Below are 24969 nucleotides of genomic sequence, written 5' to 3'. Positions count from 1 at the left end.
AATACATTTCGTCAGGAGATCGTGAGCGAGTTCCCGTCGAGGTAACTCAGCAACGGGCCGGCCATCTTGGCTCGGGCGGGCGGATGGAAGCCCAGGCCGTTCACTGCGGCGGCGAGGTATCCGATCCGATCCGACGTCATGAAGTTCAGGCCGCCGAGCAATTCCACGGCCCGGGGCACGGCGGCCGCGATCGCATCCTGCGCCGCGTACCGAACCATGAGCGCGTCCGCGAGCAGTTGCCGGCGATGGAGTTCGTCGGCCATCCGGCGTGCGACGTTCTCGAGCGACGCCATCGCGCCCTCCAACGTGATCGCCAGCCGGAGACGATCGGATTCACTGATCCGCTCCGAACCGAGCGCCAGCTCCACCAGGGCGCTGGCGGCTCCCACGTAGGAGCCGGTCACCAGCAGTTCGAACCACAGGAAGGCGGCATTCTGGATGTCGTCGAGTTGTTCGCCCTCGTCCATGGAGGTGCGGACGACGAGATCCGACGGCACCAGTACGTCGTCGATGGTGACCTGGTCGCTTTCGGCGCCACCGAGCGCGAAGCTCGACCAGAACGGGCTGACCGAGACACCGTCGTCCTTCGCGGGGATCAGCGCGACGGCTAGCTCGTCGCCGGGGCCGTCCGGGCGCGGGAGCATGACGCTCGCGGTCAGCAGGTCCATGGACCGCGACAGGCTGCAGGGCTTCTTCACTCCGCTCAACCGGACGCCGTCGGGCGTGGGGGTGGCGGTCATGGTCGGCTTCAGGATCTGCCCGTCCGGGCGCCCCTCGGCGAAGCCGGACGCGAGCAGCAGGTTGTCGGCGGCGATGGCCTGCAGCAGCATCCAGTCCAGGCCGGTGTTCGTATCGCTCACCGCCACCAGGCTCGCCACCGAGAAGTGGTGCATCGTGGTGGCGACCGCCAGCGACGGCGACCGCGAGCCGATCGCGCGCTGCACCCGCACGGCATCGAGGGGACTTGCCCCGACGCCGCCCAGGTCGGCGGGCACGAGGAGTCCCGGCCCACCGGCCTCCCGGAAGACCGTGGTCCCGGGGCCGCCCGGGCGCTCGAGGTCGCCCGCCGGTATCGACGTCAGCGCCTCGTCCAGACCGGGCAGGGTGCGCCGCAGCACGCCGCGCTCAGTTTCGAGAAACCTCATGTCTGAGCCACCTTCCGTCCAGGTGTAGGGCTCGGAGCGAGGGAGTCGCCCCAGGTCGGATGTCCAAAATTCCCGGTTTCCAACCTCGTCCGACGGCGTCCCGCCGAACAGCGACCCGAGGGTTCACCCCCACACCCGTGGGGGTGGAGAATCCCCACCCTGGGGTGCGGCGGCCCTCAGCGACGGATCAGGTAGATGTCCATGATCCAGCCCTTGCGCTCGCGCAGTTCGGCGCGCACCCGGACGATCTCGTCCTCGACCTCGCGCAGCTTCCCGGAGATCAGCAACTCGTCGGGCAGCCCGAGGTACGCACCCCACCAGATCTCCGCGTCGTCACCGGGTACGTGGGTGAAGCTGCATTCGGCGTCGAGCATCACGACGGCGGTGTCGACGCCGTCGGGCAAGCCGTCGCGCAGTCGGCGTCCGGTGGTGACATGGACGGGTTCACCGATGCGGTTGAGCACGATGCGGTGTTGTGCGGCGAGCGACTGGATGCTCGTGACGCCGGGGATCACCGTGTAGTCGAACGCCACGTTGCCGCGCGCGAGGACGCGTTCGACGATTCGCAGCGTGCTGTCGTAGAGGGACGGGTCGCCCCACACCAGGATCGCGCCGACGCCGTCCTCGGCGGCGAACTTCTCCTCGAACACCTGGGCGCGGCGGTCGTGCCAGTCGTCGACGACACCCGTGTAGTCGGACGGCGTCCGGTCCCGGGGCGGGTCGACGATGTCGACGATCCGGTAGTCGCGGTCCATGTGCTCGGTCAGGATGGTGGTCCGCAGGTCCACCAGTTCCTGCTTCTCGTCGCCCTTGCCGATGACGAAGAACACATCGGCCCGGTTCATGGCCTTGACGGCCTGGATCGTCACCTGGTCGGGGTCGCCGGCACCGATGCCGATCACGAGAAGCTCACGCATGGGCGCAGGCTATCGCCCGTGCGCCTTTTCGGTAGCACCCACCACCAGAAAGGCGCACGGGTGGCGCAGCCGCCTAGACTCTGTCCGTGCACTCCCCCTATGAAGATCTGCTCCGCCTGGTCATGGACACCGGAACCGCCAAGGCGGACCGCACCGGTACCGGGACGCGCAGTGTCTTCGGGCACCAGATGCGCTGGGATCTCGCCGAGGGCTTCCCGCTGATCACCACCAAGAAGGTGCACCTCAAGTCCATCGTCTACGAGCTGCTGTGGTTCCTGCGCGGTGAGTCCAACGTCAAGTGGCTGCAGGAGCACGGCGTCACCATCTGGGACGAGTGGGCAGACGCCGACGGTGAGCTGGGCCCGGTGTACGGCGTGCAGTGGCGGTCGTGGCCGACGCCGTCCGGCGAGCACATCGACCAGATCACCAAGGTCATCGAGACGCTGAAGACCAACCCGGACTCGCGGCGCATCATCGTCTCGGCGTGGAACGTCGCCGACCTCGACGACATGGCGCTACAGCCGTGCCACGCGTTCTTCCAGTTCTACGTGGCCGACGGCAAGCTGAGCTGCCAGCTGTACCAGCGCTCCGCCGATCTGTTCCTGGGCGTGCCGTTCAACATCGCCAGCTACGCGCTGCTCACCCACATGGTGGCGCAGCAGGCCGGGCTCGAGGTGGGCGACTTCATCTGGACCGGCGGCGACTGCCACATCTACGACAACCACATCGAACAGGTCACCGAGCAGCTCTCGCGGGAGCCGCTGCCCTACCCCACGTTGAAGCTGAACAAGCGCGACTCGATCTTCGACTACACCTTCGAGGACGTCGAGATCGTCGACTACCGGCACCACCCGGCGATCAAGGCGCCGGTGGCCGTCTGATGATCGGCCTGATCTGGGGCCAGACCACGGCCGGGGTGATCGGCCGCGACAACACGATCCCGTGGCGCGTCCCCGAGGACATGGCCCACTTCAAGGACACCACCATGGGGCAACCCGTGGTGATGGGCCGCCTCACGTGGGACTCGCTCCCCACGAAGTTCCGTCCGCTGCCCGGGCGCCGGAACATCGTCGTCACCCGCCAGGACGGCTGGTCGGCGGACGGAGTCGAGACGGCGCACGGGGTCGAGCAGGCGCTCGAACTCGCCGGCGACACCGCGTGGGTCATCGGCGGAAGCCAGATCTACACGGCGGCAATGCCGTTCGCGGACCTGCTGGTGGTCACCGAGATCGATGCCGACGTTGAGGGCGACGCGTTCGCGCCGACGGTCGGTGACGAGTGGGTGATCGGCGACGAGGGCGACTGGCACATCTCGGAGCCCTCCGGGCTGCGCTACCGCTTCCTCACCCACGTTCGCGGCTGACCCACCCGCCATCGGCGACGGTGGCCGAACCGTTAGCCCGATATCCGGGCCTTCGACGCCATCCTGGGTCATACTGCGGGAGCAGCGTCCTGCTCGTCCCCAGCAACCGGGAGTGGCATGTGATGGACAAGACCTCACTGACAGCTCTGGCCCGCCAGCAGCTCAAGCTCGCGGGCGCGTCGTCGAGCGGGCGCAGCTCGCAGACCGTGTTCGGCGGCCACCAGCGTCACCTGCGTCAGACGGTCATCGCACTGGGCGCCGGTAAGAGCCTGGGCGAGCACGACAGTCCCGGTGAGGCGACGATGCTGGTGCTCAGCGGCAAGCTCGCGCTGATCTGCGGTGAGGACTCGTGGAAGGGGTCCACCGGGGACATGCTGATCATCCCCGCGGCCCGGCACAGCGTCGAGGCGCTCGAGGACGTCACCTTCCTCCTCACCGTCGCCAAGTAGCGGTCACGCCGGCTCCACTGCGGGGACGGCGCCGATCGAGAGCAGTCCGCGCACGAGCTCGCGCAACGCGCGCTCGTCGTCGGTGTCGACGCAGCCGGTCGTGGTGATGAGCGACGACACCAGCCGGAAGGCCCACTCGCAGATCACCTGCGCGCTCACCGCGGGTCCGTCGCGCCGCATCCGCTCGAAGTACGGGGCCAGGAACTCGGCGCCCCGCTCGATGAGCGGACCCGACTGCACCGTGAACCACGGCAACACGGTGGCCGGGTCGTCCCGGAGCCCCTTCTGCAGCACCGGGTGCCGGCGCGCGTAGCCGACCGCGAACACCACGCACTCGACGAAGCCGTCGTCGAGTCGGTCGAGACCGCGCAGTACCGGGTCGAGCAGCGTGAAGAACCGGGTGATCTCGCGCTGGAGCAGCGCCTCGAAGATCTGAGCCTGGTCGCCGACGTACTTGTAGACGGTCGGCCGGGACAGGCCCGCGCGTTCGGTGATCACCGCGTGCAGCCGCGAACCGTAACCGAACTCGATGAGACATGCCTCCGCGGCGTCGAGGATGCGCTCACGAATCGCGGTGGGGCTCAGATCCTGTGCTCGGGAGTTCACCGCCCGGAGTTTAGCGTCGACAAGACCTACCGGCCGGTTCGGATCCCGAAACAATTGATGTGCCGACCGATCACAGACACCGTTGACGTCCACCCCCAGGCGCGCTTACGTTCGAGATGACAGCGACAAGAGGTCCCACTCGGGAGGGACGGTCATGACGCAGACAGCCAAACCGCGCGGCCCGGATCCGGTCGCGGACAGATTGCTCAAGGGATCGGTCAAACGCTCCTACGAACCGGTGGTGGACATCGACTGGGATGCACCGCTCGAGGACGGCAAGTACTTCCTGCCTCCGCACATCCTCTCGCTGTACCGCACACCGATGTGGGAGACGATGAGCGAGGAGCAGCGAATCGAGTTGTCCCGCCAGGAGTCCGCCAACGTCCTGAGCGTGGGCATCTGGTTCGAGAACATCCTGGACCAGGCGCTGCTGCGGCACCTGCTCCACAACGACCCCGGTTCACTGCACACCCGGTACGCGCTCACCGAGATGGGCGACGAGTGCCGGCACATGGCGATGTTCGGGCGCGCGATCGAGCGCATGGGAGCCAAGCCGTTCCAGCTGCGGTGGCGCCAGGCGATCGCGGTGAACCTGCTGCCCAAGACGTTCCGCGGCACGATGCTGTGGGTGGCCGCGCTGATCGGCGAGGAGATCTTCGACGCCACCCAGCGCCGGGTCGTCGACGACCCGCAATTGCAGCCGCTGATCGCGCGACTGATGCGCATCCACGTCACCGAGGAGGCCCGGCACATCCAGTTCGCGCGGGCGGGGGTGCGTCGGCGGGTCGCCGAGAGCCACCGCATCGAGCGGATCTGGGTGGGCACCGCGCAGGGCCTCGGCGGTCTGCTGCTCGAGCGGCTGTTCACGAATCCGGCCATGTACCGACGCGCGGGGCTCGACGCCCGGGAGGCCCGCCGCCAGGCACTGGCCAACCCGTACTTCCGCGAGAACCAGCGCCGCGGATTCGCCGGTCTCGCAGAGTTTCTCGAGGACACCGGGCTGATGCGCCGACCATCGCGGGCGATGTGGCGCCGGGCGGGGTTCCTGTGACCGGCGACGCGGCCCCGCGGGTGGTGATCGTCGGCACCGGCTTCTCCGGCCTGTGCATGGCGATCCGCTTGAAGGAAGCCGGAATCGACGACTTCGTGATCCTGGAGAAGGCGTCCGAGGTGGGTGGGACGTGGCGCGAGAACACGTATCCGGGGTGCGGGTGCGACGTGATGTCGCTGATGTACTCGTTCTCGTTCGCCCCGAACCGGCGCTGGACGCGGATGTACGCGCGCCAACCCGAGATCCTCGACTACATCCGGCGGATCGTCGACGAGTACGACCTGACACCGCACATCCGCTTCGACTCCGAGGTGGTGGCCTACGACTTCGACGAGTCCGTCGACCGCTGGACCGTGCGCACCACGCGCGGGGACGAGTACCGGGCGCGGATCGTCGTGGCCGGACCGGGACCGCTGCACAAGCCCAGCATCCCCGACGTCGCCGGACGGGAGCGGTTCACCGGCAAGGCCTTCCACTCCGCGGAGTGGGACCATTCGGTGGATCTGGCCGGCAAGCGGGTGGCGGTGATCGGCACCGGCGCGAGCGCGGTCCAGTTCGTGCCGGAGATCGCGAAGGACGCCGCACACGTCGACGTCTACCAGCGCACCGCGCACTGGGTCGTCCCGAAACTCGATCGCCCGATCACCCGGACCGAGAAGCGCCTGTTCCGCACCGTCCCGGGCGCGCAGAAGGCGTACCGCGGCGTGATCTACTGGAGCCACGAGTCACTGATCGCCGGTTTCATGCACCCCCGGCTGATGACCGCCCTCGAGCAAGTCGCCCGCGGCCTGCTGCGACGCCAGGTGCACGATCCCGAACTGCGCGCCGCGCTGACGCCGGACTACACGATCGGGTGCAAGCGGATCCTGTTGTCCAGCAACTACTATCCGGCACTGCAACGCGACGACGTCGACCTGGTGACCACGCCCATCGACGCGTTCGGCGAGACCGGCATCCGCACCGTCGACGGGATCGAGCGCGCCGCCGACGTCGTCGTGTACGGCACCGGCTTCGTGATCGAGGACCGCTTCACGAACGACCACATCGTCGGCCGGGGCGGGCTGACCATCCAGGACGCGTGGCGTCACGGCATGGAGGCGTACCTCGGGGTGGTCGTGAGCGGCTTCCCGAACTTCTTCCTCATGATGGGCCCCAACTCGGGCGGCGGGAACCAGTCGATCGTGTTCGTCATCGAGGCACAGGCGCGCTACGTCCTGGAGTGCCTGAGGCTGATGGACCGCCACGAGGCCACCCGCATCGAGGTGCGCGCCGGTACCCAGCGGGAGTTCAACCGGCACATCCACCAGAGGTTGGAGGGGTCGGTGTGGAACGCGGGTGGGTGCGACAGCTGGTACCTCGACCGGACGGGACGCAACCGCGCGGTGTGGCCCGGATCGAGCGTGTCGTACTGGATGCGGACCCGGCACCCGGACGTCGACGCGTTCGATCTGAGCAGCGCGGGCGAACGGGACGAGGAGGACTACCGCGGAGCCGCGGTGCTCGAGGGTGGAGGCCGCTGCCTGGACGTCGAGGTTCATCTCGCGGGGCACATGGACCCACTCGACGGGCGCTACCACTGGTACGGCCAGGTCCGGGGAGACGACCGCATCGCGGACCTGAAGCGGCCGGACGCCGGGGTGCCCACCATCCGGATCGGCGAAGGTCGCGCCGTGGACGCGACCCTCGCCGAACAAGACCCATGGGGACACTTCCGGATCACCGGAGTGGGTGCCCCACCGTTCTCCCTCGACCACCACGTGATCTGACGCTCCGCGCGAAGGGGAGTCCGGCGTCGACCCCCTCCCCCGAGGATCGACGCCGGACAGTCGCACGTCGTGAGGGAGCCACCACGATCCCGCTCACGACCACGTCACCGAATGCATCGAACGGGAGTTGGAACGCGTTACACCCGATTCGACCGAACTCCCGGATTTCTCGAGCCACCTATGCTGCGTGCATGGTCGACAGCGCGAATTGGGACTTCGGGGACTTCGAGAACCTGGAAGAAGTGTTAGCCGACATGCGCAGTCGCCTCGTCGACAGCGTCGCGACGCCCACCCGGTTGCGGGAGCTGCTCGAGGCCGTCCTGGTGGTGGGGGCCGGTCTGGAACTCGACTCGATCCTGCAGCGGATCGTGCAGGCCGCGACGACGCTGCTCGACGCCCGCTACGGCGCACTCGGCGTCCGTAACCCCGACGGCGGACTGTCGGAGTTCGTGTACGAAGGCATCAGCGCGGAGGAACGCGCGCGGATGGGCCACCTGCCCGAGGGCCACGGTCTGCTCGGCCTGCTGATGGAGCATCCCCGGCCGGTGCGTGTCGCGCACCTGGGCAAACATCCCGCGTCGGTCGGCTTCCCGCCGAACCACCCACCGATGGACAGCTTCCTCGGCATGCCGATCATCGTGCGGGGCAAGGTGTTCGGCAGCATCTACCTCACCGAGAAGCGGACCGGTCCCGAGTTCACGGACGAGGACGAGACGATCCTCGACGCGCTGGCGACGTCGGCGGGGGTCGCGATCGACAACGCGCACCTGTTCGAGGAGTCCCGCACCCGCGAGCGGTGGCTGACCGCGCTGGCCTCGTTCAACGCGCGGCTGCTGTCGGGCGGATCGATCGACGAGGCCCTCGACCTGCTCGTGACGCGCACCCGGGACCTGTGCGCCGCGAGCGGGGCGTACGTGATGGTCGTCGACGAGGAGGACGCCATCATCGAGGCCGCCGCGTCGCACGGCGGCCCACGGGTGGGCAGCCACCTCGACCTGTCCGAGTCCGACCTGCTCCCGGTGCTCCGGGGCCGACGCCCCACGCTGCTCACCGAGCAGGATCGGGTGGCTCCGTTCGACGCGGCGGGCAACGTCCGTCTCGCCGCGCTGCCGCTGTCCACCACATCGGGCGTCGCGGGCATGCTGGTGGTCACGAGGGAAGCCGAGGGCTGGACGCAGGACGAGATCACCCGGCTGGGCTCGATCGCCGACTCGGCCGCACTGGCGGTGGAATTCGCCGATCAGCAGCACCGTCGACGTCAGCTCGACGTGCTGGCCGACCGCGACCGCATCGCCCGTGACCTGCACGACAACGTCATCCAGCAGCTGTTCGCGACCGGGATGAGCCTGCAGAGTCTGCTGCTCGACGAGGGCCATCCGATCCCGGAGACCGCCGCCAACACGCTCACCCAGACGGTCTCGCAGCTCGACCGGACCATCCGCGAGATCCGCACTACGATCTTCGACCTGCACACCGCGGGCGAGGAGGCCCCGACGAGCCTGCGCCGGCGGCTGCTCGACGCGATCGGCGACCTGACCACCCGGTCGGCGCTGATTCCGAACGTCCAGTTCACAGGCGCGATCGACACCCTGGTGCCGGCGCGGATCCACCCGCACGCCGAGGCCGTGCTGCGTGAGGGGCTCAGCAACGCGCTGCGGCACGCGGGCGCGACCACGATCACCGTCGCGGTCGACGCCGCCGACCACCTGACGATCCGCATCGGCGACGACGGCGTCGGCGTCCGCGAGAACCCCCGTCGCAGCGGCCTGGCCAACCTCGTGCGCCGGGCCGAGCAGTGCGGCGGCACGTGCACCGTGCTTCCCGGCGTCAGCTGCGGAACCGAACTGACGTGGCGGGTGCCGCTGCGGTGAGGTGATCCGACACACCGATAGGGCTAGCGTCGAGACCATCACTGACGCCGCAGTCGGCCGGCTGGTTTCCGTCAATGTCGGGCTTCCGAGGGACGTGTCGTGGCGCGGGAGAACGGTCTACACCGGGATCTGGAAGTCGCCCGTGTCGGGTCCGGTCACCGCCCGGCGGCGCAATCTCGACGGCGACGGGCAGGGTGACCTGGCCGGCCACGGCGGCGAGATGCACGCGGTCATGGTCTATCAGCTCGATTCCTATCGGCACTGGGCGAGCGAGTTCGGACGCGACGATTTCGTGCACGGACAGTTCGGCGAGAACTTCACGATCGAGGGTCTCCCGGACGACGAGGTGTGCATCGGGGACCGGTACCGAATCGGCGGGGCGGTCTTCGAGGTCACCCAGCCGCGCGTCACGTGCTACCGCGTCGGCCTGCGGATGAACGAGCCCAGGATGGCCGCCCTACTCGTCTCGCATCGTCGCCCCGGCTTCTACCTGCGGGTCCTCGAGGAGGTGGCGGTCGAGGCCGGCCAGGAGATCGTCAAGCTCTCCGGCGGCCCGGAATCGCTGACGGTGGTCGACCGACCAGTTGCTGTACTCCGCGAACCACCCCCGCGACCAGCTGGAGCGCGCCTTGCGGATCGACGCGCTCAGTCCCGGCTGGCAGGCCTCCTTCCGGTCACTGAAACTGTCGGAAGCCCCAGGATCGGCGGCACCGCGATCGCCGCATTCGAACGCGACGCCGACACCCTCTCAGCGCGCTCAGACAGTTCTCGGGGCCGTCTCGTTGCCGACAATGTGCAAACTGCCGTCGACTTGATCTCGGCACAGCACGACCTCGACCACAGAACCATCTGGTGGACCACGGCGATCCGATCGGCGGGAACCGGAGCGCTGACCAGCACGTCTTCCCCTGACGCGACCTACGCGTTGAGCATGCACTTGTCCGAGGGCGAGTTCATTCGGGCCAGGCGTTGTTCTCGATGATCTCGACGAAGTCCTTCCTCCTGAACGAGGAGTCGAAGTGCGCCAGAACATCGTCGTTCATGGTCCCGAATGTGGTGTCGGGACGATTGACCATGCCCTCGTAGAACGCATGCAGAATCTTGTTCTTGAAGTCCGGGCGCGGATGGGCCGCAACGACTTCGGCACGCTGAGCGTCTGTGATTTCGTCGAGGTCGAGGCCGAGCACGTCGGTCTCCACACCGAGGGTCACCACCGCGACCTCGGGTGCAAGCCGCAGCGGGATCTCCGGCGTCGTGTGCAACGCGATCGCCAACCACACGTTGCGAGCCTCCTGCTCGGAGCGGCCGTGCTCGAGCAGGAACTGTCGGGCCGCCTCGGCACCGTCGAGTTCGAAACGCTGATCTGTGGTGGCATAGGCCGACGTCAGGCCGAGATCGTGGAAAAGGCCACCCACATAGGCGAGTTCGAGATCGATGTCGAGTCCACGAGCGGCCGACTTCAACGCTCCCCAGAGGAACACTCGGCGCGAGTGGTTGAACAGGGTGTCGTCGGCCACGTCCCGGACGAGCGAGGTGGCCTCGTGAACCAGGTCGGTGTCGGGAATGGTGATACCTGCAATGACTTCGGACATCGAGTGCCTCCGGAGTTGGGCGTCGGGTTGACTGCTTCCACTCTTCCGAACTAGACAGCTTCTGCCCACTGCGTCATCTGACGGGCACCCCACAGATCTGGACATGGGGTCTGCCCGCGGTCGGCGATGCCCGGCCGCGCACCTGCTCGACGAATCTAGCCGGTTCGGCGGCGAACAACCTCGCCAGATGGCGGGGGCTGACACCCAACCGAGCCGCCAAGGAATGGGTGCTGTGATCGAGAGCAGGCTGTGCCGAGATCAAGCCGACGACACTACGGACGGTCGCAGCTGCATGCCCTTGCCGCGCTCGGTTGGATCTGGTCGCGCACCGAACCGGATTGGCGAGCCCCTGTGGTCACCGTCTCGCGTGGTGATCGTCGGCCGGCTGAAGGCCGACAAGTCCACAGAACATCACCACGCTCCACCTCCCGCGGGTGGAGCCGATGACGGGAATCGAACCCGCGTATTCAGCTCGGGAAGCGGAGGGCCGAACGGGTGCGCGTGCATGCCTACCTCCTCGAACAAAAAGGCTTCGCGCGGCCGAACGCTGTCTTCTTCTGGGGTGCAGCCCGCTACTTGAATCCGAGGTCGCGACTGATTGCCGTGGCGGTTTCGACCACTTGGCGCGAGGTGTGATTCAAGCACTCCTCTGGGCTGATTCGGCCGGTGGAGCTGGAGCATGCAACGACGCCGACGACGAATGCAGAGTTCCCGGAGGGTGCTCCACCTGGTAGCCGGCGGAAGTCGGGATCGTTCAACCTCGGCGTGGACGTGGCCACTGTGTTCTCTTCTTTTGGCGCGTTCTCCCCAGGTGCGGCACCATCACAAATCATGTCGTACACACTCGCTGACATTCTTCCGTCGATCGCTTCGTCGTTCGGTATACCTGGCGGTAATCCGCTGAACCTCGGCCCGAATCGCGATGTCGTGGTGCTGGTCATTGACGGACTCGGCGCCGAACTTCTTGCCCGGCATAGCGATGTCGCGCCGACATTGGCAGCACATGTCACAGCCACGCTGGCCGCCGGATTCCCCGCCACTACCGCCGCCAGCCTCAGCAGCATCGCGATGGGGGCGCCGTGCGCGTCACACGGCATCATCGGATACAGCTTCGCAGTCCCCGGCTCCGACGGCCCCCGACTGCTCAACTCGCTCCGCTGGCGACTCGACGCAGCCACCGGTGACGACGCAATCGACACGTATCCGCCCGAACTGATCCAGCAGAGACCCAGCCGACTGGAGGATCTTGCCGCTCACGGAGTCGATGTTCACTACGTGGTCCCCGCGTATCAGCGGGCGTCCGGGTTGACCCGCGCATCGTTCCGGGCCGCGGGCGTGTTGCACGCGGCCGAGACGCTCGACGAGGTGCGGTCCGGAATCATCGCGGTAGCCGACCATCCCGGAACCCGGCCTCGGTTCGCCTACGCCTACTTCGCCGGCCTGGACGCTGCAGGCCACGAGTTCGGTCCGCACTCACCACAGTGGCGGAAAGTTCTGCGTGACGTCGACGCGTGCGTGGCTGACCTGTCGACGGACCTGCCGGCCACGTGCACGCTACTCGTCACCGGCGATCACGGAATGATCCACGCGGACAAGGTGATCGATCTCGACTCCCGGGTCGAACTCCACCGCGGCGTACGACTGATCGGTGGTGAGGCCCGCGTCCGTCACCTGTACCTTGACCACCCCGACGGATTGGACGATGTGTTGGCGCGCTGGACCGAAGAACTTTCCACGCATGCGCGGGTGGTGACTCGGGAGCAGGCGTTGGACGAGTGTTGGTTTGGCCGCACCCCACCGGAACCCGTCGTTGTCGATCGAATCGGCGACCTCATCGCTGTAGCGGAGGGACGGAGCGTTCTCGTCTGTCCCGCGCGTGAACCGCTGGAGTCGGCAATGCTCGGCCATCACGGTGCCTGGACGGCTGACGAGCAGTTGGTTCCGCTCATCACCCGGGGAGGTGGGGGGCCGGGAAGTGTCACGATCGACACGTAGCGAAGTTCCCGCCCGAGGCCCTGCCAGATCCGGCCTCACTCGACGACGACGGCAACAACATCAGAGACCTTGTGCGACGCGGGCCGTGGATCATCGCAAAGGACTACGGCGGGGATACCCGGGATGAGCGTATGGCCGGTCGTCACCGAGTCGAGCGGTGCCCGCGGTCCGTATGAATGGGACCGTCGGAGTCTCCGAGCGGTGCCGGTTCTACACCGGGACAGCGACGCCGAAGAGGGCGATCGTGGTTGATCTGGAGGGCGGGACTGCCCGGATCTCGGGGAAGTCCACGGACGCTGCCCTGGGGGGAGATCGACTGACGCGTCGGCCCGCATCAGAGCCTCTGCACCCATGTCGGGTGTGGGGGTCAGACTCCGTATCTGCGATTCACGTGTCCGCTAAATCGCGGGCGCTGTGGACCGAACCTGTCCCGGCACTCGCCAAAAGACTTGGGCAGGGACACCGCTCCCAGTTGCAGGGTGTAGCAGATGCACAGCTGCGGCACGCTCACGCCGTAGTTCTTCGCGCTCGCCGCGATCGCCTGGTTCTCGACGATCGCGCCGTGCGCGATGGGTGAGTACGCCTCGACGAGAATGCTTTTGCTCACGCAGTAGGCGATGTGATCGCTCGGAGTGTTGCCCGCATAGACGAGGATTTGGTGGCCGTGCGGTGCGACGGAGGTGTGCTCGAGGATGTTCTCCAGGTCTTCCTTCACGAAGTTCGACACCCCGATCGAACGGATCTTCCCCGCCTCGTGCGCCTCTTCGAGTGCCCGCCACGCCTGACGGTTGCCTTCGGCGCAGTCGGCGCCGCGGAAGTCGCCCCACGGCTGCGTGCTTGTAATTGTCGGTGTAGCACGGGATCTCCGCGGCCGACAGCGGCAGATCGCTGGGTCAACCGCCGGTCACCACCGGGACGGTCTCGGCGGATGCGGGAGCTACTGGGACCCCGAGGTGCTGGCGGCGGGCCCCGCGGCTGACGAGGACTGCGAAGGCGAGGGCGGCGAGGGCGATCGAGACCACCGTCACGATGCCCAGCGGGAGCACGTCTTCGCCGCCGCCGATGCCGACAAGCGGCGCGGCGATGGCGCCGAGCCCGAAGCGGGCGCAACCGAGGACGGACGAGGCGGTGCCGGCCAGGTCGGGATAGTCGGCCAGCGCGAGGGAGGTCGCCGGGGGCGACGCGAAGGCCACCCCGGACGCGAGGACGAACAGCGAGGCGAGCAAGACTGGCAGTGGCAGGCTCCACACACCGGTGGCAAGCAGGCCGACCGCGCCCAGCCCGCTCAAGGCGACGCCGATGACGAGAGTGCCGCGCTGCGACCAGCGCTCGGCGCTGAGGCCGGCGCCCCAGCCGAAGACCATGAACCCGGCAGAGATGGCGCCGAGGGCAATCGAGCTTGCCTGCGGCGAGAGGCCGTAGGTGCCTTGGAGGATGTAGGTCGCGCCGGACAGATAGGAGAACAGCGCAGCATAGGTGAAGCCGCAGATCAGGACGGATCCGACGAAGAGGCGGTCGGAGAACAGCCTGCGGAAGTCGCGGCTGGTCTGCTTCATTCCGCTGGTGCGCTGCTCGATGGGAAGGGTCTCGCGGAAGACGAGCAGTGTGGCGAGCAGCAGAAGAACACCGACGGCCGCGAGGAAGCCGAACGCCCCCGCCAGTCGGTGACGCGGGCGAGTTGGCCGCCGAAAACCGGGCTGACGATCGCGGCGAGGCCACCGAGGACGATGAGCCGACCGTAGTAGCGAATGAGTGCGCCACCTTCGTAGACGTCGCAACCCGCGGCCTGAGCGATGACGATGCCGACGGCCCCGGCGAGGCCCTGAACGAGGCGGGCGATGACGAGTGTCTCGACGGTGGGGCTGATCGCGCACATGACCGAGGCGGCGATATAGGCGACGATCCCCACGATCAGCGGTGCGCAACGTCCGAACCGGTCGGAGAGGGGGCCGGCGATGAGCTGACCGACTGCGAGTCCGATAAGGCAGGCGGTGAGGGTGAGCTGCGCGGCCGACGTCGTCGCGCCGAGCTCGTGCGTCAGGGCGGGAAGCACTGGGAGATAGAGATCCATCGAGATGGGGTCGAACACGGTCAGCAGCATCAGCAGCGTCGCGAATGCGGGTCCGACGCGGCGAGCGCGAGCAGTGTCTGTCATACGGGGTCTTTCGCGAGGTCGGGGGGTGATTCGGGGGATGGCGCGGCGTGCCCGGATCCGCTTCCGGGCACGCCGTCGGTGTCAGCCGGTGAGGAGAACCTTGGGTGGCGCTGCGCTCGTCCATCCCCCGGTAGCCCGCGGCCGCTTCGTCGAGTGATAGCAACAGGTCGAAGACGACGCCGGGATCGATCTGGTCGGTCATGATGAGGTCGATCAGATCGGGCAGGAATCGGCGCACCGGGCGAAACCGCCGTGCAGGTGGACGCTGGGGAAGAAGAGCTCGAGCCCGTCGCGCTCGACGCCGTGGGAGATGCTGACGAAGCCGACGTGCCCGCCAGGGCGCGTGGCGTGGATCGCCTGGTCCATCGACTCCTGGCTTCCGACGGCCTCGATCGTGCAGTGCGCGCCGTAGCCGCTCGTGAGCTCCTCGATCTCCGTGACGCCTTGGTCGCCGCGCCCTTCGACGATGTCGGTGGCTCCGAACCTTCTGGCGAGGGCCTGTCGGTCGGCGTGGCAGGACATGGCGATGATCCGCTCTGCGCCGAGCTGGCGGGCGGACGGCGAGAATCCCGAGGACGCCGACCGCGCCATCGCCGACGACGGCGACGGTCTCACCGGGCCCGACTCGGCGGCGACGGCGACGAATCAGCCGGTGCCGAGCACGTCGGACGCGGCCAGCATCCTGCGCGCCTGCGCTTCGGTCGGCTCGCCGGGCACCTTGACGAGAGTGCCGGCGGCGAGCGGGATCCTCGACGACACTGATGTCGCGGCGCGCCCGAGTCGCTTCTGACCAGGCCGGTATTCCTGCCGGTCCGCTCCGGCGGTCAGGCGGGCTGGCCGGTGGGCATGATCGTGATCTGCTGCAGGTTGACGCGCGGCGGCAGCGAGGTGGTGAACACGATGGACTCGGCGATGTCCTCCGAGTGGAGCATGATGTCGTGGATTCCGGCCGTCCACTCCTGCACGCCCTGGTCGGTGACGTGGTCGTGCAGCTCGCTGTGCGTCATCCCGGGCTCGATCGCCGACACGCGCACGTGCTTCTCACCCAGCTCGGCGCGCAGGTGGCGGGAGAGCTGCGTGACGTAGGCCTTGGTGGCCGAGTAGACGGCGAAGTTCGGGAAGATGTTCTTCGCGGCGATCGAGGACAGGTTGACCAGGTCGGCGACGCCGCGCTCGGTTCCCGCCGTGACCAGCTGCGGAACGAACGCGCCGATGACGTTCATCAGGCCGGTGATGTTCAGGTCGATCTGGCGCTGCCACTGGTCGGTGCGCAGTTCCTCGATGGGGGCCGGGAGCATCACTCCGGCGTTGTTGACGAGCAGGTCGACGGTGCCGAGATCCCGCTCGATCCGCTCGGCCGCCGCCCGCACGGCCTCGGCGTCGGTGACGTCGACAGCCAGGACGATTGCGGTGCCGCCAGCTTGCTCGATCTCGGCGGTCAGCGCCTCCAGGCGGTCGGCGCGGCGGGCCAGCAGGGCCACCTTGGCGCCGCGCGCGGCCAGCCGCCGGGCGGTGGCCTCGCCGATACCGCTCGAGGCTCCGGTGACGACGGCGATACGGCCGGCGAGGGTGGTGTCGGTGATCAGTTTGGGCATGAGGTGGTGCTCCTTCATCGCTGTCGGCGGCGGACATCTCCCACCGCCTCATCCAGGAGACCAGCCGCGCAGGCGCTCGTGGCGGCTGTAGCTGGCCCGCTCCCGCCTGGTTCCACCAGTACCAGGTTGCGGGCCGGCAGCCTCACCCATGACCTGCACAATGGACATGCGGAACAGATCACGGAGGCCGTATGAAGCAGACTGCGGAGCTCGGCGCGTTCCTGCGCTCTCGCCGCGCCCGGCTGCGGCCCGACGACGTCGGGCTCGCACCGGATGCCCGCGCCCGGCGCGTGGCCGGGCTGCGCCGTGAGGAACTGGCCCGGCTTGCCGGTATTAGCACCGACTACTACATCCGCCTCGAACAGGGCCGCGGTGGCAACGTGTCCGAGGAGATCCTGCACGCCCTTGCCGAGGCCCTGCGCCTGGACCGGACGGAGCGCGCCCACATGATGAACCTGGCCGCGGCCGGTACCGGTCCGCGCCGCCGCGCTCCGGAGCGCCCGCAGCGGGTCCGCCCCGGCCTCCACGGGGTACTGGAGATCCTGGAACACGTACCCGCGTTCATCCTGGGTAGGCGCACCGACGTCCTCGCCGCCAACCGGCTCGCCCGCACCGTGCTCACCGACTTCGACGCACTCCCGGCGAGCCAGCGCAACTATGCCCGCTACCTGCTTCTCGACCCCGCCGCACGGGAGCGCTGCCTGGACTGGGAGCGCACGGCGGCGGAGACCGTGGCCATGCTGCGCCTCGATGCCGGCCGCCATCCCCACGACCGGCAGCTGACGGCCCTGATCGGCGAACTGTCCGTGCACAGCCCGCAGTTTCCCCGCTGGTGGTCTGACCATCAGGTCCAGGAGCGCAGCCACGGCGTCAAGCGCTACCGCCACCCCCTCGTCGGCGACATCACATTCCGCTACGAATGCCTCTCCCCGCCGGACGATCCCGACCAGACCCTGTGCATCTACACCGCGGGCCCCGAACCCTCCGACCGGGAGAACCTGGCGCTGCTCGGCAGCTGGACCGAGCGGGACACCACGCGCACAGCCAGCGCCGCACCCGGTACCGAGCGCGGATCCACACCCCGCCAGCCATAACGCTCCTCCCGGGCTCTGCTCCCGAAGCCGCAGTTAAACGAAATGTCGCCGTGCGTGACGATCGTCGCGCACGGTGATTCTCGTAAATGAGTAGTTCTGAGAGATCGCGGACCCTCACCCGTCGTGTCGGGTTTGCCCCTGATCTTCATTCTCGCAACCTCTCGCAAAACAGCTTTCACGCAATGCCCCTAGCGATAGCTTCTGCGACATGCCAGAGCCCGCTGAAACGGTCACCGCCGTCGAACAGTTCGACTGCCCTACCTGAGGTGCCCGCCGGGAGCACCTGCCGCACCCCACGGCGGCAAGGTCGCCCCGAAGTACCACAACCCGCGCTTCATGCTCGTCCCCAGCTTCGCGCCGAACTCGAAGTCTGCACCCCCGTCGACCGCGGCCCCGGCCGCGCGTGGGAGTTGGGCCCGGCGATCGAGGCGGCGACGCCGGAGGCCGTGACGAAGCCCACGAGGGTGGGATATGCCCGTTGCAGCAGGGCTCAACAAGAACTCCAGAGCCAGCTCGACGCCGCACGACGATCGGGATTTCGAACCCCTGAGACTCTGCGCCGGGTATTCGTCAACTGGATGGGGATGCGCCAACCACCTACCGGGACCGGTTCCGCACCACCATCTGAGATGCGCACCGGGCCGCAGCCGGTCCCACTGGAAGTACGCTCATCATGTCCTTCCTCCTGACCCTCGGAGCCCCCATGCGTCTCTCGGATTTCCTGCCGCCAGACACCGCCGCCGCCCGAGGTGCGCGAGCGCTGTGCGACGCCTTCCACAGCCCCGCGATCACTCACCACGTGCTGCGGTCCTGGCTCTGGGCCGAGGCATTCGCGATCGTCGAAGGACGCACCGGCATCGACCACGAGCTGCTATACACGGCCGCGCTACTGCACGACATCGGACTGGTGCCGGCCTACGACAACCACATGCTCGGCTACGAGGAGGCCGGCGGCTTCGTCGGCGAGGCCCTCACCGCCGGCGCCGGCTGGCCGGCCGACCGCCGCCACCGCGTAAACGAGGTCATCGTGCGACACAACTGGCCGGAGGTGGACCCCGCTCTCGACGTCGAGGGCTATCTGCTGGAAGTCGCGACCGGCCTGGACATCGCGGGCCGGCGCGACGAGGACATCCCGCTCGCGTTCCGCCGCGAGGTCCTGAACGCCTACCCGCGCCTCGATCTCGCCGACGAGTTCGGCTCCTGCGTGCGCGAGCAGGCCACGCGCAAGCCGCACAGCCAGGCCCGCCGTCTCGTCGACGGCGGGCTCGACCGGAAGCTCGCCCAGAACCCTCTCGAACGGCTCTCCTCCTAACGGAGCGTGCGGCCGACCACCAGATGTCAGCGGCGCGCCGCGTCCAGTGACCGCCCGAGGGGTCAGATCTCAGTCCGCATTCATGATGTTGACGTATTCCGGAAGGTAGTGTCAGGGCCACCGGTAGAGCTTGTGGTTCGCAAGCTCGCCTAGGCCGTACTCGCCGAGTTCCCGGCCGGTGCCGGAGGCCTTGACACCACCGAAGGGAAGCTCCGGCTGCGTCATCGACGGGGCATTGTTCGAGGCCATGTCCTCCTCGAGTGGCGTCGCGACGGACTCGAGGAGGACATGGTCCGCGCCGAAGACAACGGCGCCGAGGCCGTAGGGCGTCGGGTTGGCGAGCTCAACAGCATCATCAACCGAGTTGAGGCGGAACACGACGCGACAGGCCCGAAGATTTCCTCTGTGAAGGCACGCGCGGTGAAGGGAACACCGGCGAGGATCGTCGGCTCCACGAACGCGACTGGCCCGTCGATGCGTGCCCGCCGACGATCGTCGTCGCCTCGTGCGCAAGCACGTCGTCCACCTGCGCGATTACGGTGTCCGCGGCCGCAGCCGAGGCGAGCGGACCCCTGCACCCCGACGTCGGGGCTCGAGGGTGCCGACCGCTCGGTCGTCGGCGGCAATGTCGGTTTGAGCTCCGCTGCCGCGGGCCCTCCCCCGGCTGGTCGGGGTTTCGACCACTCCAGGTCAGCGGGATGCAGCAGGAGAGCCCCACCATCTTCTCCGTCGTCCTGGCCGACCCGGAAGGCGCAGCGCTTCCTGCGGCACTGCCCGGCCAGTACCTGACCGTGAAGCTCGAAGCGGACGCCGCAGGGCCGTCGCTCGTCCGCAGCTATTCGCTGTCCGGCGAACCAGGCGCCCCCACCTACCGGATCAGCATCAAGGCCGAACCAAACAGGGCGGCCAGCAACCGACTGCACTACACGCTGGCCCTAGGCGACCGACTGAACTCGGCCGGACCACGCGGCACCTTCTTCCTGTCGACCGACCTTGCCCCCCGTGCTCCTCGTCTCCGCCGGCGTAGGCGTGACGCCCGTGCTGGCAACGCTCCGGTCACTGGCCGACGAAAACTCGACCCGGGAAGTGTCGTGGCTGCACGGGACTCGGAACGCTACCGAACACGCCTTCGCGGAGGAAGTGCGCGAGCAGCTGATTCGCTTGCCCAACAGTCATTTCCGCATCTTCTACAGCCGTCCCGACCCCAACGATCACCTCGACGTCGACTTCACGGACACCGGGCACGTCGCTGCGGCGCAACTCGCGCGCATCGACCTCCCGCGAGACGCCCGCGCCTACATCTGTGGCCCCGACGCATTCATACGAGATGTCACCGGCGCGCTCGTCACGCCCGGACTGGCCCCTGACCGGGTGCGCACGGAGATCTTCGGCGCCGGGCCGACCACCACCCCAGGCATCGCCGCCACCGCCATGGCGCCACCGCACGCGCCGCCAGAGCCGTTGGGCCCGGGTCCCGCGGTCTCGTTCGCTCGCAGTGGGCTGACGGCGAAGTTCGACGCCGCGCGGTACGCCAAGCATCCTCGAACTGGCAGAGGCGTGCGACGTCCGGTCCGATGGTCGTGCCGGACCGGGGTCTGCCACACCTGCGAGACCGCGATGATGAGCGGTCACACCTCCTACGCGCCTGATCCGATCGACCCGCCCGGCCCCGGAGATGTGCTCATCTGTTGTTCGACACAGGTCGACGACGTGGTCCTCGACCTTTGTCGACCAGGGCGTGTGCACCATTTCGCACCCACCTGCGAGCGAGAGGCATCGAAGCGATCATCGCGGAACCGGGCGACCGGAAACGCCACCGCCTCCGGCGGGGCAGCTGCGGAGGCCGCCCAATCGGGTTCGATTCCGAGAAATACTGGGCCGCAACGTCGTCGAACGAATGGCGGCGACGGCGCGAGTCGAAATGTCGGCGCTGAGACAGCGCCCGTGGCCATACGGTGCGCCGTCTCAGCACCTGATGTGCTCTGCGCTACCGGGTGGCGGCCCCGGTTGCGCTCACCGCCCTGTTCGCACGGACGTCCTTCGCGACGAGGACGGCGACGCAGGCAGCGATCCAGATCAGCGGCACATAGATGCCCGCGGCAAGCCCGTTCCCGTGGAAATACGAGATGCCCTTGATCGCCTGGATGCCGACACCGACGGGAAGGACATCGGATGCCCACTGCAGCCAGCTCGGCAGGAACGGCACGGGCAAGGTGCCGCCGCCGGTGGCGTTGCCGAGGATCAGAAGCAGCACTGCCGAGATCATCGGCCCGGCAGGCCCGGTGAGGCGGATGATGGTCACGGTCGTCGTCGCCACAGCACCGGCCATCAAGGCGATCACCAGGGCAAGACCGGCTGTGTTGCCGGGCAGTGCGTCGAAGCCGACGTTGCCGGCGATGAGAGCAACGACGATCCCGATCAGCACCGAGAAGAGCCCGATGCTCAGCAGACGCCGCCGCAACGGCAGCAGCGGAGCCATGCCGTAGGTGATCTGCCCGAAGAGGAACCCGGCCAGCACCACGCCGAAGCCGGCGTAGAACGTCGACAATCCGATCGAGTCGCCCAGGGCCGTCGGCACCGCGTCGATCACCGTCAGCTCATCGCCTGCCTCGGCCGCGACGGGCGTGAAAACGCCGGTGAGCAGGCCCTTGACCGTCGGCCCGTTGGCCCCTGCCAGACGCAGCTCCGCCGAGTCGAAAAGGTACACCCCGTAGACCTCACGATGTTCGAGTGCATCCACCGCGGTCTGCTCGTCGGCGATCGTCTCGACTGCGAAGCCGCCGGGCTGGGCAGCATCCAGAGCCTGGGCGATCCGGGCAGAGTCCTGACCGGAACCGACCACTGCGATCGGAAGATCGTGCGGACTCGGCGCGTGGAAGAGCGCGACGAAGACCACCACGAAAATCGTGCCGATGATCGATCCGATCGCCACCGGAAGCAACACTCCGCGCGCACCGGCTTTCGGAAGCGGTGCCGGGGCCGGATCGGGAACGTCGTCGGGAAGATGGATGTCGTGCTCGCTCTGATGTCGGGTCACGATGAAACCTCCTGGAACGCCAGGAGACTCGCTGCGGAACGGCCACATCGCATCCCCTGACAATCGATCTGTCTGAGATGCCGTGGCTGCGAGCGCAGGACGTGTAGCGGACAAGACCCCCATCCACGGAGGAGGTGCCTCACGACTTTTCGGCCCCCGCACTCGATCACCGACGACCCGGCGGGACCCACACGGCGTGGCTATCGAGAACCGAGTGGCGAGCCCTCGCCGCTGTTTGACAGTGGCGAACGATCGTCGAATGACATTGCGACCCAGCACTTCTCGGAATCGAACGCGACTGGGTCGCCTCCGCAGCTGCCCCGCCGGAGGCGGTGGCGCTTCTGGTGCGCGACACTACGGGCAGCGTCACCGATCGAGCCACGCACGTTAGGGAGACACGCCCTAGCCGCGCCGGTTGTTCCGCAGTTCCGTCGCGAGGACCGCGGCCTGGGTGCGGCGCTGCATGCCGAGCTTGGCGAGCAGCCGCGAGACGTAGTTCTTGATCGTCTTCTCCGCGAGGAACAGTCGCTCGGCGATCTCACGGTTCGTCAGGCCCTCACCGATGAGGTCGAAGACGGCGCGCTCCTGATCGGAGAGTTCGGCCAGCGGGTCGGCGGTGCGCTCGGACCGGATCCGCTGCATCAGGGCCGCCGTGGCGCGGCTGTCGAGCAGCGATCCGCCCTCACCGACCGTCCGCACGGCCGAGATGAGGTCGGTACCGAGGATCTGCTTGAGCACGAACCCGGAGGCGCCCGCCATCACGGCGTCGAACAGGGCCTCGTCGTCCGCGTACGACGTGAGCATCAGGCAGCGCAGGTCGGGCAGCACTGCCCGCAGGTCGCGGCACAGTTCGACACCGTTGCCGTCGGGCAGTCGCACGTCGAGCACCGCGACCTCCGCCCCGCTGGACGGGATCCGCGCCATCGCCTCGCCGACCGATGCGGCCTCACCGACCACGGTCAGATCGGGCGCACTGCCGAGAAGATCGACCAGTCCGCGTCGCACGATCTCGTGATCGTCCACCAGAAAGACCCGTGTCATCGGTGCCACCTTCCGTAACTCTCGCAAAGACGCTACCGCTACCGCGCCCGCCCCGGCCTCACGGGCCGAGGCGCACGCGGAAGAACGACAGGATCTCGTCGCGGGCGGCGATCGTCGGCTGCCCCGCGGCGTCCACGAGGTGGGCGGTCACCACGCTGTGCGGGCTGCCGATCACGTGCTCGAAGAACGGCGAGGTGTCCGGGTTGGCGGCCGAGTCGGGAAGCTCCCGCGCCACGAAGCGGTCGCCGAGCGCGTCCGCGTACGCCGCGAAGCGTTGCGCCCGGCAGAACCGGTCCCCGCGGAACCGGTAGGCCAGCACGGTCAGGTCCTCTCCGTCGAGGCGGCGTCGGACCGCCGCCAACTCGCTGGGACCGCTGTCGACGGCGTCGGGATCGTCGAGCGGGAGCGACGGCTGCGACAGGACGGGCGCGAGCACGGCCGGCTCGAGCATCATCGAGAGCGCGAAGTTGCCCGTGAAACACATACCGATCACGCCGACACCACGGCCGCCGCACTCGTCGTGCGCGCGGCGTGCCAGGGTCCGCAGCCACACCGTCACCGGGCTCGGGTCGTTCGCGCCGAGCGCGCGGAACTCGGCGCTCACACACGCCCGCCGTAGCACTGCAACGCCTTCCTCGACAGTGGGGACCGCGCCGTCGCGGCCGAACAGGGACGGCATGTACACGGTGAAACCCGCGTCACGCACCCAGCGGGCGAAGCGCGCGACGTGCGGACTGATCCCCGGCATCTCCGGCATGACGACCACCGCCGGTCCGCTGCCGGCGACGTACACGGTCCGGGCGACGCCGTCGCACTCGATCCGCCGTCGCTCGAAGTCCTCGAGGGGGTCGTCCTGCTTCATGCTGCGGTGCGGCACCGTCGTCCTCCATCACTGATCCGAGTAGCGTGCTCGATCAGTGTTTCGGCGCCCGCGCCGTCGCACGAGTGGCGCCGTCGCCACGTTCGTGGGCGATCTCGCCACCCGCTCCGCCTGCCTCCACCAGCGGTCCGGTCCGGAACTGGCGGCGGTACTGCGCGGTGCTCATCCCCACCTGCGCGAGGAACAGTCGTCGAAACGTCCCCGCGTCCCGGTAGCCGACGAGTTCGGCGATCTGTGCCAGCGGCCGGTCGGTGGTCTCGAGGAGCGACTTCGCGGCGCGGACCCGGGCCCGCCGGAGAAACGCAAGCGGTGACTGTCCCGTGTCGGCGCGGAATCGGCGCAACATCGTCCGCGTGCTCACGTGGAACGCCTCAGCCAGGCGGGTGAGGTCGTACGGCTCGGCGAGGTGCTCGACCAACCATCTACCCACGTCCTCGGCGAACGGGCCGTGGCCCCTCGGCAGCATCGCGTCGACCACGTACGGCGCCTGGCTCGTCCGGTTCTCGGCGACGAGGGTGATCCGGGCCGTGGCCCGCGCGACGCCGTCCCCGAGGTGCGCGCGGGTGACGGCGGTCGCGAGGTCGAGCGCGGCGCTGAACGCCGCCGTCGTCGTGACCGGCCCGTCGCGCACCACCAGCGAATCCCCGTCGACGGTCGCGGCCGGGTACCGCCGCCCGAGTTCGGCCGCGAACAACCACGACGTGGTGCACCGGCGGCCGTCGAGGAGCCCGGCCTCGCCCAGCAGGAACGCGCCGACGCACACCGAGGCGATCTCGGTTCCGCGGGCCGCCGCGGCGGCGAGGTACTCCGTTTCGCGGCGCCACACGCGCAACCGGTCGTCTGGGTCCTCCGACGGCACGAGTTCGAATCCGGGCACGACGAGTAGGTCGAAGTCGGGGTGCGACAGCTCGGCGCCGATGGGGAATCCCCCGGCGGCCCGCACGGGCGTCGCCGACGCGGCGATCACCGACACCACGAACGGGTCCTGCGCGGCGCCGGCGTGCCGTGCCACCCGATTCGCCACCAACAGGATGTCGGAGAAGAGGAAGATCTCCGCCGCCAGGCACCCCTCGTAGGCGAGGATCCCGATCCGCATCGCC

General features: G+C 68.3%; 18 protein-coding genes and 7 pseudogenes. 12 read left to right on the top strand and 13 right to left on the bottom strand.

Translation table 11 applies throughout. The annotated features are described in order from the left end of the window. Positions 1-11: 11 nt before the first annotated feature. Both ACQ5DX_RS03480 and cobF read right to left on the bottom strand, forming a co-directional pair. Positions 12-1145, bottom strand: a complete 1134-nt coding sequence (locus ACQ5DX_RS03480; protein ID WP_430331290.1) for an acyl-CoA dehydrogenase — start codon at positions 1143-1145, stop codon at positions 12-14. Between the two features lie 176 nt (positions 1146-1321). Beyond that, positions 1322-2062 carry a precorrin-6A synthase (deacetylating) gene (gene cobF / locus ACQ5DX_RS03475; RefSeq protein WP_430331289.1) on the bottom strand — a complete coding sequence of 247 codons (741 nt, stop codon included), beginning with the start codon at positions 2060-2062 and terminating at the stop codon, positions 1322-1324. A gap of 80 nt (positions 2063-2142) precedes the next feature. Between cobF and ACQ5DX_RS03470 the strand changes: the two genes are divergently transcribed. The 3 genes from ACQ5DX_RS03470 to ACQ5DX_RS03460 all read left to right on the top strand — a co-directional run bounded on the left by ACQ5DX_RS03470 (position 2143) and on the right by ACQ5DX_RS03460 (position 3874). Further along, positions 2143-2943 (top strand): thymidylate synthase, encoded by an 801-nt coding sequence (locus ACQ5DX_RS03470; protein ID WP_430335534.1) that lies wholly within the window; start codon positions 2143-2145, stop codon positions 2941-2943. Beyond that, a complete protein-coding gene (locus tag ACQ5DX_RS03465; protein WP_430331288.1) occupies positions 2943-3425 on the top strand; it encodes a dihydrofolate reductase in 483 nt (160 codons plus the stop codon). The genes ACQ5DX_RS03470 and ACQ5DX_RS03465 overlap by 1 nt, the downstream gene beginning before the upstream one ends. Before the next feature lie 122 nt (positions 3426-3547). Beyond that, a complete protein-coding gene (locus ACQ5DX_RS03460; RefSeq protein ID WP_430331287.1) occupies positions 3548-3874 on the top strand; it encodes a cupin domain-containing protein in 327 nt (108 codons plus the stop codon). A gap of 3 nt (positions 3875-3877) precedes the next feature. Here ACQ5DX_RS03460 and ACQ5DX_RS03455 read toward each other — a convergent pair whose 3' ends face one another. After that, a complete protein-coding gene (locus ACQ5DX_RS03455; RefSeq protein WP_430331286.1) occupies positions 3878-4480 on the bottom strand; it encodes a TetR/AcrR family transcriptional regulator in 603 nt (200 codons plus the stop codon). Between the two features lie 154 nt (positions 4481-4634). Between ACQ5DX_RS03455 and ACQ5DX_RS03450 the strand changes: the two genes are divergently transcribed. From ACQ5DX_RS03450 to ACQ5DX_RS03435, 4 genes and pseudogenes are all read left to right on the top strand, one after another. Further along, complete coding sequence (locus ACQ5DX_RS03450) at positions 4635-5531, top strand: AurF N-oxygenase family protein (protein WP_430331285.1); 897 nt, start codon at positions 4635-4637, stop codon at positions 5529-5531. Positions 5532-5587: 56 nt separating this feature from the next. Continuing rightward, entirely contained in the window at positions 5588-7297 is a 1710-nt protein-coding gene (locus ACQ5DX_RS03445) for a DUF4873 domain-containing protein (protein WP_430335533.1), read from the top strand. Positions 7298-7488: 191 nt separating this feature from the next. Next, entirely contained in the window at positions 7489-9168 is a 1680-nt protein-coding gene (locus tag ACQ5DX_RS03440) for a GAF domain-containing protein (RefSeq protein ID WP_430331284.1), read from the top strand. 1 nt (position 9169) lies between these two features. Further along, a pseudogene (locus tag ACQ5DX_RS03435) lies at positions 9170-9881 on the top strand (MOSC domain-containing protein); the annotation flags it as partial. A 240-nt stretch (positions 9882-10121) separates the two neighbouring features. On the opposite strand, the gene ACQ5DX_RS03430 reads toward ACQ5DX_RS03435, so the two are convergent. Then, a complete protein-coding gene (locus tag ACQ5DX_RS03430; RefSeq protein ID WP_430331283.1) occupies positions 10122-10760 on the bottom strand; it encodes an HD domain-containing protein in 639 nt (212 codons plus the stop codon). An 831-nt stretch (positions 10761-11591) separates the two neighbouring features. Here ACQ5DX_RS03430 and ACQ5DX_RS03425 point away from each other — a divergent pair. Further along, positions 11592-12755, top strand: a complete 1164-nt coding sequence (locus ACQ5DX_RS03425) for an alkaline phosphatase family protein (RefSeq protein ID WP_430331282.1) — start codon at positions 11592-11594, stop codon at positions 12753-12755. A 445-nt stretch (positions 12756-13200) separates the two neighbouring features. Here the strand turns inward: ACQ5DX_RS03425 and ACQ5DX_RS03420 are convergent. From ACQ5DX_RS03420 to ACQ5DX_RS03405, 4 genes and pseudogenes are all read right to left on the bottom strand, one after another. Continuing rightward, a pseudogene (locus ACQ5DX_RS03420) lies at positions 13201-13599 on the bottom strand (aldo/keto reductase); the annotation flags it as partial. Positions 13600-13648: 49 nt separating this feature from the next. Further along, positions 13649-14826: pseudogene (locus ACQ5DX_RS03415) on the bottom strand (multidrug effflux MFS transporter). Positions 14827-15010: 184 nt separating this feature from the next. Beyond that, positions 15011-15672: pseudogene (locus tag ACQ5DX_RS03410) on the bottom strand (zinc-binding dehydrogenase); the annotation flags it as partial. A gap of 62 nt (positions 15673-15734) precedes the next feature. Then, positions 15735-16505, bottom strand: coding sequence for an SDR family oxidoreductase (locus ACQ5DX_RS03405; protein WP_430331281.1), 771 nt, complete (start codon positions 16503-16505; stop codon positions 15735-15737). A 191-nt stretch (positions 16506-16696) separates the two neighbouring features. Here ACQ5DX_RS03405 and ACQ5DX_RS03400 point away from each other — a divergent pair, with 191 nt between their 5' ends. Then, positions 16697-17599 carry a helix-turn-helix transcriptional regulator gene (locus tag ACQ5DX_RS03400; RefSeq protein WP_430331280.1) on the top strand — a complete coding sequence of 301 codons (903 nt, stop codon included), beginning with the start codon at positions 16697-16699 and terminating at the stop codon, positions 17597-17599. Between the two features lie 703 nt (positions 17600-18302). Continuing rightward, complete coding sequence (locus ACQ5DX_RS03395; protein WP_430331279.1) at positions 18303-18911, top strand: HD domain-containing protein; 609 nt, start codon at positions 18303-18305, stop codon at positions 18909-18911. Positions 18912-19022: 111 nt separating this feature from the next. Here ACQ5DX_RS03395 and ACQ5DX_RS03390 read toward each other — a convergent pair. Further along, a pseudogene (locus tag ACQ5DX_RS03390) lies at positions 19023-19366 on the bottom strand (aldehyde dehydrogenase family protein). A gap of 243 nt (positions 19367-19609) precedes the next feature. On the opposite strand from ACQ5DX_RS03390, the pseudogene ACQ5DX_RS03385 reads away from it, so the two are divergent. After that, positions 19610-19828, top strand: a pseudogene (locus ACQ5DX_RS03385) (ferredoxin--NADP reductase); the annotation flags it as partial. A gap of 85 nt (positions 19829-19913) precedes the next feature. After that, positions 19914-20231: pseudogene (locus tag ACQ5DX_RS03380) on the top strand (sulfurase); the annotation flags it as partial. A gap of 667 nt (positions 20232-20898) precedes the next feature. Here ACQ5DX_RS03380 and ACQ5DX_RS03375 read toward each other — a convergent pair. The 4 genes from ACQ5DX_RS03375 to ACQ5DX_RS03360 all read right to left on the bottom strand — a co-directional run bounded on the left by ACQ5DX_RS03375 (position 20899) and on the right by ACQ5DX_RS03360 (position 24965). Next, positions 20899-21948: a hypothetical protein gene (locus ACQ5DX_RS03375; RefSeq protein ID WP_430331278.1), complete on the bottom strand. Its 1050-nt coding sequence runs from the start codon at positions 21946-21948 to the stop codon at positions 20899-20901. Positions 21949-22350: 402 nt separating this feature from the next. Next, on the bottom strand, positions 22351-22989 hold the full coding sequence (locus ACQ5DX_RS03370; RefSeq protein ID WP_430331277.1) for a response regulator transcription factor: 639 nt from the start codon (positions 22987-22989) through the stop codon (positions 22351-22353). Between the two features lie 58 nt (positions 22990-23047). Then, positions 23048-23851: a dienelactone hydrolase family protein gene (locus ACQ5DX_RS03365; protein ID WP_430331276.1), complete on the bottom strand. Its 804-nt coding sequence runs from the start codon at positions 23849-23851 to the stop codon at positions 23048-23050. 52 nt (positions 23852-23903) lie between these two features. Then, a complete protein-coding gene (locus ACQ5DX_RS03360; RefSeq protein WP_430331275.1) occupies positions 23904-24965 on the bottom strand; it encodes a GlxA family transcriptional regulator in 1062 nt (353 codons plus the stop codon). Positions 24966-24969: the final 4 nt, after the last annotated feature.

Source organism: Rhodococcus sp. ACT016, from assembly GCF_050477185.1.
In the GTDB taxonomy this organism is placed as follows: domain Bacteria; phylum Actinomycetota; class Actinomycetes; order Mycobacteriales; family Mycobacteriaceae; genus Prescottella.
The sequence above is the reverse complement of the archived record's forward strand: the minus strand, read 5'-3'. Positions and strand labels throughout refer to the sequence as shown.